This window comes from Pseudomonas sp. HY13-MNA-CIBAN-0226 (genome assembly GCF_040310305.1).
Lineage (GTDB): Bacteria > Pseudomonadota > Gammaproteobacteria > Pseudomonadales > Pseudomonadaceae > Aquipseudomonas > Aquipseudomonas gregormendelii.
Window position 1 is genome coordinate 127,182 of the sequence record NZ_JBEOPS010000006.1, and the last position, 14,120, is coordinate 141,301.

General features: G+C 59.5%; 10 protein-coding genes. 4 read left to right on the plus strand and 6 right to left on the minus strand.

The features are described 5' to 3' along the window. Window positions 1-115: 115 nt before the first annotated feature. The 6 genes from AAEZ05_RS08595 to AAEZ05_RS08620 form a co-directional block, all read right to left on the minus strand. Window positions 116-1,561: an aldehyde dehydrogenase family protein gene (locus AAEZ05_RS08595; protein WP_045061481.1), complete on the minus strand. Its 1,446-nt coding sequence runs from the start codon at window positions 1,559-1,561 to the stop codon at window positions 116-118. Between the two features lie 59 nt (window positions 1,562-1,620). Then, window positions 1,621-2,532, minus strand: coding sequence for a 5-dehydro-4-deoxyglucarate dehydratase (kdgD, locus tag AAEZ05_RS08600; RefSeq protein ID WP_045061482.1), 912 nt, complete (start codon window positions 2,530-2,532; stop codon window positions 1,621-1,623). A gap of 389 nt (window positions 2,533-2,921) precedes the next feature. Beyond that, the gene (locus tag AAEZ05_RS08605) at window positions 2,922-3,671 is read right to left on the minus strand and encodes a FadR/GntR family transcriptional regulator (RefSeq protein WP_205940042.1); all 750 of its coding nucleotides are present in this window, start codon (window positions 3,669-3,671) and stop codon (window positions 2,922-2,924) included. Window positions 3,672-3,839: 168 nt separating this feature from the next. Beyond that, entirely contained in the window at window positions 3,840-5,567 is a 1,728-nt protein-coding gene (locus AAEZ05_RS08610; protein WP_045061484.1) for an ABC transporter ATP-binding protein/permease, read from the minus strand. Between the two features lie 97 nt (window positions 5,568-5,664). Further along, complete coding sequence (locus AAEZ05_RS08615; protein ID WP_045061485.1) at window positions 5,665-6,231, minus strand: response regulator transcription factor; 567 nt, start codon at window positions 6,229-6,231, stop codon at window positions 5,665-5,667. Further along, a complete protein-coding gene (locus AAEZ05_RS08620) occupies window positions 6,224-7,486 on the minus strand; it encodes an ATP-binding protein (RefSeq protein WP_045061486.1) in 1,263 nt (420 codons plus the stop codon). The genes AAEZ05_RS08615 and AAEZ05_RS08620 overlap by 8 nt, the downstream gene beginning before the upstream one ends. Before the next feature lie 314 nt (window positions 7,487-7,800). Between AAEZ05_RS08620 and AAEZ05_RS08625 the strand changes: the two genes are divergently transcribed. The 4 genes from AAEZ05_RS08625 (at window position 7,801) to AAEZ05_RS08640 (ending at window position 14,106) form a co-directional block, all read left to right on the plus strand. Next, on the plus strand, window positions 7,801-8,517 hold the full coding sequence (locus AAEZ05_RS08625) for an SIMPL domain-containing protein (protein ID WP_045061487.1): 717 nt from the start codon (window positions 7,801-7,803) through the stop codon (window positions 8,515-8,517). A gap of 470 nt (window positions 8,518-8,987) precedes the next feature. Continuing rightward, window positions 8,988-10,613 (plus strand): ABC transporter substrate-binding protein, encoded by a 1,626-nt coding sequence (locus AAEZ05_RS08630; protein WP_045061488.1) that lies wholly within the window; start codon window positions 8,988-8,990, stop codon window positions 10,611-10,613. Between the two features lie 303 nt (window positions 10,614-10,916). After that, the gene (locus AAEZ05_RS08635) at window positions 10,917-12,518 is read left to right on the plus strand and encodes an ABC transporter substrate-binding protein (protein WP_045061489.1); all 1,602 of its coding nucleotides are present in this window, start codon (window positions 10,917-10,919) and stop codon (window positions 12,516-12,518) included. 172 nt (window positions 12,519-12,690) lie between these two features. Further along, the gene (locus AAEZ05_RS08640) at window positions 12,691-14,106 is read left to right on the plus strand and encodes an OprD family porin (protein ID WP_045061490.1); all 1,416 of its coding nucleotides are present in this window, start codon (window positions 12,691-12,693) and stop codon (window positions 14,104-14,106) included. Window positions 14,107-14,120 lie beyond the last annotated feature (14 nt).

The following is a 14,120-nucleotide window of genomic DNA, read 5'->3' on the forward strand; positions in this document are numbered from 1 at the left end:
TGAAACGAGGCTGCGATCTTTTGATTTTTATAAGATCAAGATCAAAGGATCGCAGCCTTCGGCAGCTCCTACAGGGGTGTTGGTGTTATCGCAATAACACCGGGCATTGCATGCGTCAGGAGCCGATGTAGCTGGTTTTCACGACCGTGTAGAACTCTTGCGCGTAGCGACCTTGCTCGCGGGACCCATAGGATGAACCTTTACGCCCGCCGAATGGAACGTGGTAATCCACGCCAGCCGTCGGCAGGTTGACCATCACCATCCCGGCCTGGGAGTGGCGCTTGAAGTGGTTGGCGTACTTCAGCGAAGTGGTGGCGATGCCCGCTGACAGACCGAACTCGGTATCGTTGGCCATGGCCAGCGCGGCGTCGTAATCGGCCACTCGAACAATGTTGGCCACCGGGCCAAAAATCTCTTCGCGGCTGATGCGCATCGCGGCTTCGCTGTCGGCAAACAGGGTTGGCGCGAGGTAGTAGCCTTCGGTATCACAGGTCACCAGGCCGCCGCCGCTGACCAGGCGCGCACCTTCGGACTGGCCGATGTCGATGTACTTCATGTCCTGTTCAAGCTGCGCCTGGGAGACCACCGGACCAATATCGGTGCCGGTTTTCAGCGCATGTCCAACCTTGATCGACTTCATGCGCTCGGCCATGGCCTCAACGAATTTGTCATGAATTCCGGCGGTGACGATGAAGCGGCTCGAAGCGGTGCAACGTTGGCCGGTGGAGTAGAACGCGCTCTGCACCGACAGCTCGACCGCTTGCTTGAGGTCGGCGTCGTCAAGAATGATCTGCGGGTTCTTGCCGCCCATTTCCAGCTGCACTTTGGCCTGGCGCGACACGCAGCTGACTGCGATCTGCCGCCCCACCCCCACCGAACCGGTGAAGCTGATGCCATCGACTTTCGGGCTTTGCACCAGCGCATCGCCAACCACCCGACCGCTGCCCATCACCAGGTTGAACACGCCGGCCGGGAAGCCCGCGCGGGAGATGATTTCGGCCAGGGCCCAGGCGCAACCCGGTACCAGGTCAGCGGGCTTGAGCACCACGCAGTTGCCATAGGCCAGGGCCGGGGCGATTTTCCAGGCGGGGATCGCGATCGGGAAGTTCCACGGGGTGATCAAGCCGACCACGCCCAGGGCTTCGCGGGTCACTTCGACGTGGACACCCGGACGCACCGACGGCAGGTAATCGCCGGACAGACGCAGGGTTTCACCGGCGAAAAACTTGAAGATGTTGCCGGCGCGGGTCACTTCGCCAATGGCTTCAGGCAGGGTCTTGCCCTCCTCCCGAGCCAGCAGGGTGCCCAGTTCTTCGCGACGGGCGAGGATTTCAGTGCCCACTTTGTCCAGCGAATCGTGACGGGCCTGAATGCCCGAAGTGGACCAGGCCGCAAATGCAGCCCGAGCGGCGTCGATGGCGGCGTGGACCTGGGCCAGGTCCGCCTTGGCGTACTCGCCGATGGTATCGGTCAGCTCGGAAGGGTTGATGTTGGCGCAGTAATCACTGCCGGCAACCCATTCGCCGTTGATGTAATTGTCGAAACGCTTTGTATCTGCCACGGATCTATCTCCTCACGCAAAAGGCCGCTGATTGCTCAGCGGCCTTGCTCAATCAATTGTTATTGCGCGCCTTGCTTGTCGATCAGCGCAGCCAGAGCTTCGTACTCTTCTGGCAGCAGGTCGGTCAGCGGCGCACGTACAGGACCTGCGTCGTAGCCGGCAATTTTTGCCCCGGCCTTGACGATGCTCACTGCGTAACCGGCTTTGCGATTACGAAGGTCCAGGTACGGCAGGAAGAAGTCGTCGATGATCTTGCCAACGGTGGCGTGATCTTCGCGGGCAATGGCGTGGTAGAAATCCATCGCGGTTTTCGGGATGAAGTTGAACACCGCCGAGGAGTAGACCGGCACGCCCAGTGCCTTATAGGCAGCGGCGTACACTTCGGCGGTCGGCAAACCACCCAGGTAGCTGAAGCGATCGCCGAGGCGGCGACGGATCGACACCATCAACTCGATGTCGCCCAGGCCATCCTTGTAGCCAATCAGGTTCGGGCAGCGCTCGGCCAGGCGTTCCAGCAGCGGAGCGGTCAGGCGGCAGACGTTACGGTTGTAAACCACCACGCCGATGTTCACCGATTTGCACACGGCTTCAACATGGGCGGCAACGCCGTCCTGGCTGGCTTCGGTCAGGTAGTGCGGCAGCAGCAACAAGCCTTTGGCGCCCAGGCGCTCGGCTTCTTGAGCGTATTCGATGGCCTGACGGGTCGAACCGCCGACACCCGCCAGAATCGGCACGCTGGTTTCGCAGGTGTCGACGGCAGTCTTGATGATTTCCGAGTATTCGCTGGCCGCCAGGGAGAAGAACTCACCGGTGCCGCCTGCGGCGAACAAGGCCGAGGCGCCATAAGGGGCCAGCCATTCAAGGCGCTTGATATAGCCAGCGCGATTGAAATCGCCCTGGGCATTAAAATCGGTTACCGGAAAAGACAGCAGGCCGGAAGAGAGGATGGACTTCAGTTCTTGTGGATTCATTATTCGAACACCCTGGGTAGCGACGTATGTTGTTGGAATACCGTTCAGCTTTCGCCGAGTTGTAGGTCATCGTACAACTTAAAATTTAATCGTCAACTGCATTTCATCGTCAGGATGGGAATAAGTGAAAAGACCTAAAGCTGGATGGGTGCCGGATAGCTACGGCTGAGAGGTAGGTTGTCCGAGGATGTGAACCCTCAGAGCCGACGCGGGATGATCGCTGGCTTCATCGCGGGCAAGCCCGGCTCCCACAGGGAGCGTCGAGGGCCACACAACCGGATTTCACTCATGACTATTGCGGGAATGCGGCTGCTGGCGATCGCAGTGTTCCTGTCGCGTCGATAGTGGATGTGCCCCCGCCATCGCGGGCAAGCCCGGCTCCCACAGGTTTAGCCCCGCTGCGCCTCAGCCTCTTCATGGGCATGGCGCAGCCGTTCGCGGCTGTTGGTCAGGTGCAGGCGCATGGCGGCCCGTGCGGCATCGGAATCCTGGCGCGCGATGGCGTCGTAGATTTCTTCGTGCTCACGGCTCAGGCGGCTCATGTAGTGCTGCTGGTCGTCGTGGGCCAGCCGCGCCGAGTTGAGGCGGGTGCGCGGGATGATGCTGGTGCCCAGGTGCGTCATGATGTCGGTGAAGTAGCGGTTGCCGGTCGACAGGGCAATCTGCAGGTGAAACTGGAAGTCCGAGGCTACGGCGTCACTGGCATGGGCCGCGCTTTCGTTCAGGGCATCGAGCGCGGCACGCATCAAGGCTAACTGCTCGGCGCTGCGACGTTGCGCGGCAAGTCCGGCGGACTCCACTTCCAGGCTAATGCGCAATTCCAGGATGGCCAGTACGTCACGCAGGGTGACCACGGTGGCGGGATCGATGCGAAAGCCGCTCGGGCTTGGGGTATCGAGCACAAAAGTACCGATGCCATGGCGGGTTTCCACCTGCCCGGCAGCCTGCAACCGGGAAATGGCTTCGCGCACCACGGTGCGACTGACGCCATGGGCGTCCATGATCGCCGATTCAGTCGGCAACTTGTCACCGCGTTTGAGATGACCGTCGCGGATCTGCTCGGACAGCACCGTCACCAGTTCCTGAGCGAGGCTACGGCGCTTGCGAGGGAGACGTGGTGTGGCGATCGGGTTTTCCATGGTGAACATCGGTCTCGAAAAATTCGGTTGAAACCGCATCATAGCTCAACGCGGTTGTACGATCACCTCTACCCGTAGGAGCTGCCGAAGGCTGCGATCTTTTGATCTGGCTTGCAGATACCAAAGATCAAAAGATCGCAGCCTGCGGCAGCTCCTACGGGCGTATCGTCAGGCGGTGACTGGTTGCTCCACCAGGTGGCCATTGTCGATACGCACATGCCGCGGATGGAAGCGTTTGAGGCTGCTGCGGTGGCCGACGCTGACAATGCTCAAGCCCGGGATCTCGTCGATCAGCGCCTGATACAGCGAGGCTTCATCCTCTTCATCCATCGCCGACGTTGCCTCGTCCATGTAGAGCCACTGAGGCGCATAAAGCAGCGCGCGGGCAAACGCCAGGCGTTGCTGTTCACCCGGGGACAACATGCGCTGCCAGTGATTGGGTTCGTCCAGGCGGCCCAGCAGGTGCGGCAGGCGGCACACTTCCAGCACGTGGGCGTAGCGCTCTTGAGGGTATGTCTCGGCGACCTGTGGATAACTCAGCGCTTCACGCAAGGTGCCAATTGGCAGGTAGGGTTTTTGCGGCAGGAACAGGTACCGCTCGGCCGGCAGGCGAATGCTGCCATGGCCCCGCGGCCACAAATGCCCCATCGCCCGCAGCAGCGTCGATTTGCCGCTGCCGGAGCGGCCGCTGATCATTACACGATCCCCCTCCTCCACCGTCATGTCGGCGCCGGCCAGCAAGTGGCGACCATCAGCAAGATCCAGCCCCAGGTTGTGTACTTTTAACGCCGAGCCCGAATTCTGCACGTCGATGGCCTGCGGCTTTTGCTCATTCTCGGTCATGGCCTGACGGAAACTGAGCAGACGATCACAGGTGGCGCGCCAGGCCGCGAGGCTCTGGTACGCACTGATAAACCAGCTGAAACTCTCCTGCACGTTGCCGAATGCCGAGCTGATCTGCATCAGCTCCCCCAGCTCGATCTTGCCCGCGAAGTAGCGCGGTGCCGCAACCATGAATGGAAAGATGATGGCTGCCTGGCCATAACCGGCCGTGAAGAACGTCAAGCGCTTGGACACCTTCATGATGTCCCAGAAATTGTGCCAGACCAGGCCGAAGCGACTGCTCAAGCGACGATTTTCATTGGGCTCGCCGTCATACAGCGCAATGCTTTCGGCATTCTCGCGAATGCGCACCATGGAAAATCGCAGGTCGGCTTCGAAGCGTTGCTGGTTGTTGTTCAGGCCGATCAGGCGACGACCGATCAAATGCGTCAGCCAGCTGCCGATCACGGCATACACCAGCACGCACCAGAACATATAGCCGGGAATGGTAAACCCATAGACCTCGATACTGCCCGACACCCCCCACAGGATGATCGAGAACGATACCAGGCTGACAATGTTGCGCAGCAGGCCGATCCCCAGTTCCAGGGTGTTAGAGGTGAAGCTGTTGAGGTCCTCGGAGATGCGCTGGTCGGGGTTATCGGTGTAACCGCCTTGCTCGAGGTGGTAGTAGTTCTTATGGCCCAGCCAGCGGGCGAAGTGTTTTTCGGTCAGCCAGGCCCGCCAGCGGATGGTCAGCATCTGCGTCAGGTACAGCCGATAAACCGCGCCCACAATCGCGACGGCCGCGATCGCGCAGAAATACAGGATCAACCGCCAGAATGCTGCCTCATCCTTCTGTTGCAGGGCGTTGTAAAAATCCTTGTACCAGGTGTTGAACCACACCGAAATGCCTACGCTGACCAGCGATAGAACGATTACGGCGATCAGCAGCGTCCAGGCCTTGGCCTTCTCTTCACTGCGCCAGTAAGGCGTGATCATCGCCCAGACTTTGCGAAAAAACTGCCCGCGCACAGCATCATTGACCGCGGAGTACTCAGCGTTCTGATTCATGGAAAAGGCTCATTGGAAAAAAGAACATCACACGAACCGATCATAGATGATCGGCTCGTGTTGCAACGCGGTGTGACAACAATTGTTCAGCACCGGTTCAGCGCCGGACAGGGCGCTTCTGCAATTTGCGCTGCAGAGTACGCCGGTGCATGCCCAGGGCGCGGGCAGTGGCGGAGATGTTGCCTTCGTGTTCGGTCAGCACCCGCTGGATGTGTTCCCACTGCAAGCGGTCCACCGACATCGGGTTTTCCGGTACCAGGGTGTCGAGGTCGGCGTGCTCGGACAGCAGTGCGGCGAGGACGTCATCGGCATCGGCCGGTTTGCACAGGTAGTTGCAGGCACCGCGCTTGATCGCCTCGACGGCGGTGGCAATGCTCGAGTAACCGGTGAGGATCACCACGCGCATTTCCGGGTCCAGCTCCAGCAGCTTGGGCAACAGCACCAGGCCGGAGTCACCGTCCATTTTCAGGTCCAGCGCGGCGTAATCCGGCAGGTCCGCCTGGGCGATGGTCAGGCCTTCCTCGGCGGACCCGGCGGTGCTGACGCGAAAGCCGCGACGGGCCATGGCGCGGGCCATCACGCGGGTAAAGGTTGCGTCGTCGTCTACCAGCAGCAAATGCGGGAGTTCTTCGCCTTCGCCTTCGACTTGGATATCGTCACTCATGTTCGTCTCCTCGGGCGACACGGGGCAGGCGCAGCTCGGTGAGCGTGCCGCCTTCCTCATGACTATAGAGTTTCACTGAGCCGCCGGCGCGTGTCACGCTGGCCTTGCTCAAAAACAGGCCCAGGCCGAAACCTTTGCCCTTGGTGGTAAAAAACGGTTTGCCAATCTGCTCGGCGATGGCCAGCGGCACACCGGCACCGTGGTCGCGGATGCTGATGGTCAGGTCCTCGGCATTCCAGTCCAGCGTCACCTGCAACCCTTCCGGGCAGGCGTCGGCGGCGTTGTTCAGCAGGTTCAGCAAGGCCTGGGTCAGGTCCGGCGGTGGCGCCATGCGGGGCACGGCGCCCTGGCCGAGCCGCTGGAAGCGATAACTGGCTTCGGGGCGCATCAGGTGCCAGCGATTCAGGGCCTCGTCGAGCCAGTCGGTGACGTCCTGCATCTCCACGGCCAAGCGACGATTGGCTTCGGCGGCGCGCACCAGTTGCTGCAAGGTTTCCTTGCAGAGTTTCACCTGATCCTGCAGCACCTTCAGATCATCCTGCAACATCGGGTCGGGATGATCCTGCTGCATCTCTTTTAGCAGCACGCTCATGGTGGCCAAAGGCGTGCCCAGTTCGTGGGCGGCGCCGGCGGCCTGGGTCGCAACGGCCAGCAGTTGCTGGTCGCGCAGGCCCTCTTCTCGCCGAATGGCGCGCAACTCTTCCTGGCGACGCAGCTCCTCGGCCATGCGCGCGGCGAAGAAGGTGATCACCGCCGCGGCCAGGGCAAAGCTCAGCCACATTCCGTAAACCTGCAGGTTTTCCCGGGCGATGGGGAACGTCTGCAGGGGATAGAACCGCGCCAGCAGCAAGGTGTACATGGTCAATGCGATGCCGGACAGGATCACCGAATAGCGCCAGGGCAACGTCACGGCGGCGATGGTCAGCGGCACCAGGTAATAGGAAACGAAGGGGTTGGTCGAACCGCCGGAGAAATACAGCAGCGCACTGTGGATAAACAGGTCGCAGGCCAGTTGCACGGCGTATTCGAGTTCAGTGACGGGCCAGGAGGTGCGCAGGCGAATGGCCGTGAACGCGCACAACAGCATCGAGCAGCCGAGGGTAGCTGCCAGCTGAAACCAGGGCAGCGGCAGCAGGTCGAACCAGTAAGCCAGGCCCACGGAACCAGCTTGGGCGGCGAGTACCAAAGTACGAATGAACGTCAGCCGCCAGAGGTTCTGGCGAGTCGCGGAAGTGATTTGAACGGGGGCGAGCATGAGCTCTCCTGATGAGCGCTCCAGGCGGATCGCCAGGAGTATAACCAAGCGCGGGGGCTGGCAGGCAAAAGTGCGGCAAACGGCCACATGGCAGAAACCATGGTGGCGTCTATGAGACCGCTATCGCGAGCAGACTCGCTCGCACATTGAAATGCAATCCCTGTGGCAGCGAGCCTGCTCGCGATTGAGCGCGCAACGGTCACCTTCGATCTGTATAGAAGTTGTAACTGTGCGAACCGGCTCATTAAAGCTAGAGTCTGATGGTTTCACGCAGGCTCGGACCTTAACCCCTGCGCACCGCCCAAGGAGTTTTCATGCACACTTTCCGCCGTAGCGCCGCCCTTCTTGCCCTTAGTGTTGGCACCGTCGCCAGCCTGCCGGCCCTGGCCGCCGACGAGCTGCATTACAACCAGATTTCCCTGCGCGCCGAAGTCAGCCAGGAAGTGGCCCGCGACCTGATGATCGTGACTCTTTATACAGAAGAGCAGAACACCGACCCGGCCAAACTCGCCGCCGACATCAGCACCACCATGAACAAGTCGCTGGCCCAGGCCAAGCAGGTCAAGGACATCACCCTGCGCCAGGGGAGCCGTAACAGCTACCCGATCTACGACACCAAGGGCCAGAAAATCACCGGCTGGCGTGAACGTGCCGAGTTGCGCCTGGAAAGCTCCGATTTCGCCGCCCTGTCGAAGCTGACCGGCGAACTGCTGACCGACCTGAAAATGGCCGGCATGGACTTCGCCATCGCCACGCCAACGCGCAAAGCCAGTGAAGACGCACTGCTCAAGGACGCCGTCAGCGCCTTCAAGGCCCGCGCCCAGCTGGCCACTGACGCCTTGGGCGGCAAGGGCTACAAGATCGTCAACCTGAACCTCAACAGCAACGGTTATCCACAACCGTACATGCGCGGGCCGATGATGATGAAAGCCGCCAGCATGGACGCCGCTCCGGTGACCCCGGAAGTTGAGGCTGGCACCAGCCAGGTCAGCATGACGGCAGATGGGTCGATTGAAGTGTTGATGCCTTAAACCGCATTGATTGCCCTTGTAGGAGCTGCCGCAGGCTGCGATCTTTTGACTTTGCCTTCAAGATCAAAAGATCGCAAAGATCAAAAGATCGCAGCCTTCGGCAGCTCCTACGCGGAATGTGCCGATGACTGCCGCATACATGGAATCTGCCGACTACGCTGCATAAGTGGGATATGCCGGATACGCCGATGGCGAGGGTATAAATAAGTAACACCGCGCGCCAACCGGGGGCGCCAGACGTCCCGGCCGCCCCATGTAGGTGCGCGATATGCACCGAAAAAAACCTGCGCAAACGGTCAAATGCGCGTCAATTTACACATATGCGACATTAAGGTACGTTCGTGCCACTGTTTAATGCTTGTGGCCCCCCTGCATCTTGCATTGGGTATGGCCCCTGCATAAGTATCCGCAGGCACGACTCACGAGGTCGTCCTCTAATTCCAAAAATGACAACAAATCATGAGGCCACCATGCTCAAACACGCGGTCATTCCGTTTTTAGTCGGCGCCAGCTTGTTAGCTGCCGCACCTTTCGCCCAAGCGGCGACTAACCTGGTGTTTTGCTCCGAAGGGAGCCCGGCCGGTTTTGATCCTGGTCAGTACACCACCGGAACCGACTTCGACGCCTCTGCAGAAACCATTTTCAACCGCCTGACCCAGTTCGAGCGCGGCGGCACCGCCGTGATTCCTGGTCTGGCGACCAGCTGGGACATCGCTGACGATGGCCTGACGTACACCTTTCACCTGCGTGAAGGCGTGAAGTTCCACACCACCCCGTACTTCAAGCCGACTCGTGAGTTCAACGCCGACGACGTGCTGTTCACTTTTAATCGCATGATTAACAAGGACGACCCGTTCCGCAAAGCGTACCCGACCGAATTCCCGTACTTCACCGACATGGGGATGGATACCAACATCACCAAGATCGATAAAGTCGACGATCACACCGTCAAATTCACCTTGAAAGAAGTCGACGCTGCGTTCATCCAGAACATGGCCATGAGCTTCGCCTCGCTGCAATCCGCCGAGTACGCTGCCCAGCTGCTCAAGGACGGCAAGCCTGCCGACATCAACCAGAAACCGATCGGCACCGGCCCGTTCGTGTTCAAGAGCTACCAGAAAGACTCCAACATCCGCTACACCGGGAACAAGGACTACTGGAAGCCTGAAGACGTCAAGATCGACAACCTGATCTTCGCCATCACCACAGACCCGTCGGTACGTATCCAGAAGCTGAAGAAGAACGAGTGCCAGGTCACTCTGTTCCCGCGTCCGGCTGACCTCAAGGCGCTGAAGGAAGACAAGGCGCTGAAGATGCCTGACCAGGCTGGTTTCAACCTGGGCTACATCGCTTACAACGTGATGGACAAGGTCAAAGGCAGCAACGAGGCCAACCCGCTGGCTGACCTGCGCGTGCGCCAGGCGCTGGACATGGCGGTCAACAAACCGCAGATCATCGACTCGGTTTACCAGGGTGCGGGCCAACTGGCCGTCAACGCCATGCCGCCGACCCAATGGTCCTACGACACCACCATCAAAGACGCCAAGTACGACCCTGAGAAAGCCAAGGAGCTGCTCAAGGAAGCCGGCGTCAAGGAAGGTACCGAAATCGTCTTGTGGGCCATGCCGGTACAGCGTCCGTATAACCCGAACGCCAAGCTGATGGCCGAAATGCTCCAGTCCGACTGGAAGAAAATCGGTCTGAACGTGAAGATCACCAGCTACGAGTGGGGCGAGTACATCAAGCGCTCCAAAGGTGGCGAGAACCAGGCAATGATCATTGGCTGGAGCGGTGACAATGGTGATCCGGACAACTGGCTCAACGTGTTGTTTGGTTGCGACTCGCTGAGTGGCAACAACTTCTCGAAATGGTGCGACAAGAAATTCGACGGCCTCGTGAAGGAAGCCAAGCGCACCACCGACCAAGGCAAGCGCACCGAACTGTACAAACAGGCACAACACGTCCTCAAGGACGCTGTTCCAATGACACCTATCGCTCACTCGACGGTGTATCAACCCATGCGCGCCAACGTGCAGGACTTCAAGATCAGCCCATTTGGCTTGAATTCCTTCTACGGCGTCAGCGTCAGCAAATAAGGTTCAACAACGGCGACGTCAATGACGTCGCCGTTGTTGTATCCACCGAGAGCGTAGGAAAGAGCCTACATCCAGGTCCGACGCCGACTCCAGCGCCGGCGCAGGACGCGTCTACTTTTCCTACGAATGTTTAGGACTCTACGCATTTACTGCCGGCCCGATGGCTCATACCGTCGGAGTCGACCAGCTCATGCGTGGGCTCTCGGTTTTGCTTCACGTAAATGGATTGCGCTCGACAAGATCCCCAAGTCCCCAGTCGGAACGACGGCTTGTCGAAAATACTCAGAGAACAGAGGGAGCGTCATGCGCCATACCTTGGTTTTATCCGCATTGCTGGGCACCGGCCTGTTGGCCGCTACGTCCATTAGCCAGGCTGCCAGTGACAGCCTGGTGTTCTGCTCCGAAGGCAGCCCCGCTGGCTTCGATACCGCGCAGTACACCACCGCGACCGACAACGACGCCGCCGAACCGCTGTACAACCGCCTGGCAGAGTTCGAAAAAGGCGCGACCAATGTCGTGCCGGGCCTGGCCACCCGCTGGGATATTTCCGAGGACGGCCTGAAATACACCTTCCACCTGCGCGAAGGCGTGAAATTTCATACCACCAAGTACTTCACCCCGAGCCGCGATTTCAACGCCGATGACGTGCTGTTCACGTTCAACCGCATGCTCGATCCGCAACAGCCATTCCGTCAGGCTTATCCAACTGAATTCCCGTATTTCAACGGGATGAGCCTGAACAAGAACATTGCCAAGGTCGAAAAGACCGGGCCTTTGACCGTGGTCATGACGCTTAACAGCGTCGACGCCGCGTTCATCCAGAACATCGCCATGAGCTTCGCTGCCATCCTGTCCGCCGAATACGCCGACCAGCTGCTGGCATCGGGCAAACCAAGCGACATCAATCAGAAGCCGATCGGTACCGGCCCGTTCGTATTCAAGAGTTACCAGAAAGATTCCAACATTCGCTACACCGGCAACAAGCAGTACTGGGACCCGAGCCGGGTCAAACTCGACAACCTGATTTTCGCCATCAACACCGACGCCTCGGTGCGGGTCCAGAAGCTCAAGGCCAACGAATGCCAGATCACCCTGCACCCGCGCCCTGCCGACGTCACCGCGCTGAAAAACGACCCGAAACTCAAGCTCATCGAGAAGCCCGGTTTTAACCTCGGCTACATCGCCTACAACGTTCGACACAAGCCGTTCGACCAGCTTGAAGTGCGCCAGGCGCTGGACATGGCAGTGAACAAGCAGGGCATTCTCAACGCCGTGTACCAGGGCGCCGGGCAACTGGCGGTCAACGCCATGCCGCCGACCCAATGGTCCTACGACGAGACTATCAAGGACGCCGCCTTCAACCCGGAGAAAGCCCGCGAGTTGCTCAAGGCCGCTGGCGTCAAGGAAGGCACCGAAATCACCCTGTGGGCGATGCCCGTGCAGCGCCCTTACAACCCCAATGCCAAGTTGATGGCCGAGATGCTCCAGGCCGACTGGGCAAAAATCGGCCTCAAGGTGAAGATCGTCAGCTACGAATGGGGCGAGTACATCAAGCGCACCAAGAATGGCGAGCACGACATCAGCCTGATCGGCTGGACCGGTGACAACGGGGACCCGGACAACTGGCTCGGTACGCTTTACAGCTGCGATGCCATTGGCGGCAACAACTACTCCATGTGGTGTGATCCGGCTTACGACAAGCTGATCAAGCAGGCCAAGATCGTCACCGATCGCGACCAGCGCACCGTGCTCTACAAGCAGGCGCAGCAATTGCTCAAGCAGCAAGTGCCGATCACGCCAGTCGCCCACTCGACGGTCAACCAGCCGTTGAGCGCCAAAATCGAAGGGTTCAAGGTCAGCCCTTTCGGTCGCAACGTGTTCTCGGGTGTCAGCATAGAAAAATAATCGATTAGCCGAAAAACGCTGGGGGCGCATTCCGCCCCCAAGCAAGCGTATTGCCTTTATTCGTCGATCTGGCGTAATGTAAACGTTTGCCTAGCGAGAAAAGTTCCAAACCAAATAGCCGGACCACAAAAAAAGGCCGGTATAAAAAAAGAGAAACCAAGGAGCTTTACCCATGAAACTGAGCAGCACCGCGTTACTGGCCCTGGCCATCAGTAGCATCACCGCCACGGCTTACGCCGAGACTCAGAGCCAGGAATTCACTCCGGTAACGGTCAACACCAAAAGCGCTCAAGCTGACGCCACTGGCTTCGTCGAAGGCCAATCCATCAGTGGCACTACACGTAACTGGTACGCCAACGAACAACTGAAACGTGGCGGCACGTTCAACTACAAAAAAAATGGCGTTTCGACCCCGACTGATCGTCGTATCAACTGGGTCCAAGGCACCATCATCAAGTACAACTCCGGCTTCACCGAAGGCACCGTCGGCTTCAGCACCGAAGTCGCCGCCTACAACGCCATTGCGCTGGAGCGCGACCGCGAGAACCTGGCATCCAACAACGGTGGCGCACCGGGTACTCGTCCAGGCGCGGGCAACAACCGCACCCTGACCCGCGAAGGCGGCGACGCTGAAGGCCAATGGAGCAAACTGGGCCTGGCCAACGTCAAGGCGCGCGTTTCCAACACCACCCTGACCGCCGGCCGCATGAACTTCAGCAGCCCGCAGGTCGACGTCATCGGTAACCGTGCCCTGCCTTCGAGCTTCGAAGGGATCGCGATCCACAGCGAAGAACTGAACAACCTGTCCTTCGACCTGGCCACCTTCGATCGCAACTCTCCGCGTACCGAAGAAAGCCTGAGCAAGTTCCGCTCCGAATACGGCGACTCCAGTGCCGAAGCCGATCACGTCAACACCGCCGGCATCACCTACACACCATTCGCCAGCCTGACCACCAGCCTCTGGGGCACCCAGGCCGAAGACCTGTGGAACCAGTACTACTTCGGCGCCAGCCACGTGCTGGGCGACAGCTCGGTACTGAGCCTGACCACTGGCCTGAACTACTACAAGACTGTCGACGAAGGTAAAAAACTGCTGGGCGAAATCGACAACGACACCTACTCCCTGTCGCTCGGCCTGACCCACCAGGCCCACAGCCTGACCTTCTCCTACCAGGAAGTGAACGGTAACGAGTACTTCGATTACCTGCACGAAACCAACGGCATCTACCTGGCCAACTCCCTGCTGTCGGACTTCAACGGCCCGAACGAGAAATCCTTCCAGATCGCCTATGGCCTGAACATGGCCGAATACGGCGTGCCAGGCCTGAAGTTCAACATCTACCAGGCTCGCGGCTGGGGCATCGACGGCACTCACTACAAGGGTGGCGGCTACGACGGCGTGCAGTCCATGGACGGCGAACACCATTACGAATATGGCATCGGTGCTGCTTACGCAGTACAGAGCGGCCCGCTCAAGGCCACCGCGATTCGCGCGACCTACACCGCGCACCGTGCCAGCGAAAACCAGGCTGATGGCAGCATCAACGAGTTCCGTCTCGTGACCACCATCCCGTTCAACATTCTGTAATGCACCTGCCCTGC